The sequence below is a fragment of the Neisseria sp. HMSC058F07 genome (assembly GCF_001810035.1).
GTDB lineage: Bacteria > Pseudomonadota > Gammaproteobacteria > Burkholderiales > Neisseriaceae > Neisseria > Neisseria perflava.
Genome location: NZ_KV799705.1, coordinates 1,291 through 3,072 on the forward strand (window position 1 = coordinate 1,291; position 1,782 = coordinate 3,072).

Annotated in this window: 3 protein-coding genes; all 3 read right to left on the reverse strand. The window is 36.2% G+C overall.

Translation table 11 applies throughout. The features are described from left to right. Positions 1-181: 181 nt before the first annotated feature. The gene (locus HMPREF2696_RS08000; protein WP_049344844.1) at positions 182-577 is read right to left on the reverse strand and encodes a hypothetical protein; all 396 of its coding nucleotides are present in this window, start codon (positions 575-577) and stop codon (positions 182-184) included. Between the two features lie 153 nt (positions 578-730). Beyond that, positions 731-1,306 (reverse strand): hypothetical protein, encoded by a 576-nt coding sequence (locus HMPREF2696_RS08005; protein ID WP_049344845.1) that lies wholly within the window; start codon positions 1,304-1,306, stop codon positions 731-733. A 2-nt stretch (positions 1,307-1,308) separates the two neighbouring features. Further along, positions 1,309-1,782: HNH/ENDO VII family nuclease (locus tag HMPREF2696_RS08010; RefSeq protein ID WP_305799937.1), on the reverse strand; the 474-nt coding region annotated here is incomplete at its 5' end.

Here is a 1,782-nt window from a genome sequence, read left to right on the forward strand (position 1 = left end):
GTCTGAAAAACAGAAACCGCGTGCGTGCGTACCGCACACACTCCACGTCAGGACTTAAGGTTTTGTCCGGGCTATGGCTTGCTTATCCGTAAGGAATCAAACGAAGGTCATCTGAAAGTTATGTTTCAAACTACCCTATGGTTTGGTTTTGTCTTGACTCAACCAACTTACTGGGTTTGCTTTAATATTTTTCCCAGGATAAATCTAAATCGTTTTGTGGAATACATCCCATAGTCAAACATTTTACAGCACATTTGAATGCTATTTCTTTAGATAAAATATATTTAGACTCAAATAAGCCAATTTGCCCTCCCGTATTTAATTCTATTTTTAAGGTACTTCCTTCGTTAGGGTTTATTAAATTAAAAATGATGCCATTTTCTTCACCTGTTACAACATATTTCCCTCCCCCTCCACCAATCATTAAATAGTTTTCTTCTGATAAAACTAAATTTACAAGAGTATGTTGCTTAGCATCTAATTTTTCTAAAATTTCTAAAAGTCTTTCCGAGGAATTAATATGATAAACCTCTTCCTTACAATGAGATCCATTCCAGTTATCCAAAGTAATTTCCATAATAACTTCCTCTAATGAGATTGTTAAAGAACAAATGGTTCAGACGACCTCAAAGAAAGTATTGAAGTCGTCTGAAAAACAGAAACCGCGTGCGTGCGTTCCGTTCGCACTCTACATCGGAATTGTAGGTTTCATTGGCTACAGCTTGCTCATTTATAGAGACTGTATTAATTCTATATATCTGTCTGTTTTTTTATCCCAAAAAATGTACAAATAAGTAGTATCATGCTTCAACTTCGATATATCTAACTGCCCTAGAAACATTGCGGGAATATTATCAATGATAGGCCAACCAGGCTCCTGTAACCATTTGGGATGTTTATCCATGCAAATAAAATGTTCCTTAATAATCTTTTTAAAAGTGGTCACCGTCTTAGGTTTGTACTTATCATACAAGAAATTTAAATAACCCATATCAGCTGGTATCCAGTTAGGAATAGCCTCCAAAATCAAATCGAATTTTTTTTCTGTCGTTGAATTTGAAGAGTACGGTATATGTTTGTAATCTAAAATTTCCCTGAAAATATCCATCAAGTTTAACTTTGCATCAAGAGATGTCAAATCCTGACTAATTAAATATTCATAAGTGGAATTACTATTCATATAAGGTTTAGCTTTAGTATTTTCCAACAGGGAAATTAATTCTTGATTGGAAGACAACGCCATTTCCAATTCTTCAGTTGATAATTTTTCTTCCACAAAATTCTTTAAAATTTCTATTGCTTTCATAGCTAATTTCCTAGATTCCTATAAGGGTCAAGCGCTGCATGTTGTTCTCTAGTTACTTCTCTCAAATTAAAAGGACTATGCCTATCTGCATGACCTAAGCGTTGTGGCACATGATGATGCAACTCCATGGGATTTCCATTTGCATCTAAAGGAGCACGTCCTCTTTTCATTCTACTCATATTTGCAGGAGAAAATTCTCCTGTACCTTTCGAGGCTAAATACCTATTTTTCCAGTATCTTGACCTAACAACATCCCAAGATGGCATATCACCGTTAGGTAATGGTTTATCAATACGCTCGCCTCTTTTCCAACGTTTGAATAAATTCTTTAATAGCGGTTTAGGTTTATTTGGTTTATTTTTGTTGGCCGGGCACAGTCCCCAAACATCAAGCCATTCCTGCGCATTCGGAGCAAACTGATACAGATTCTCCCCACCCAACAACCCAATCGGGTCCTGATTCACAAACCGCCCGGC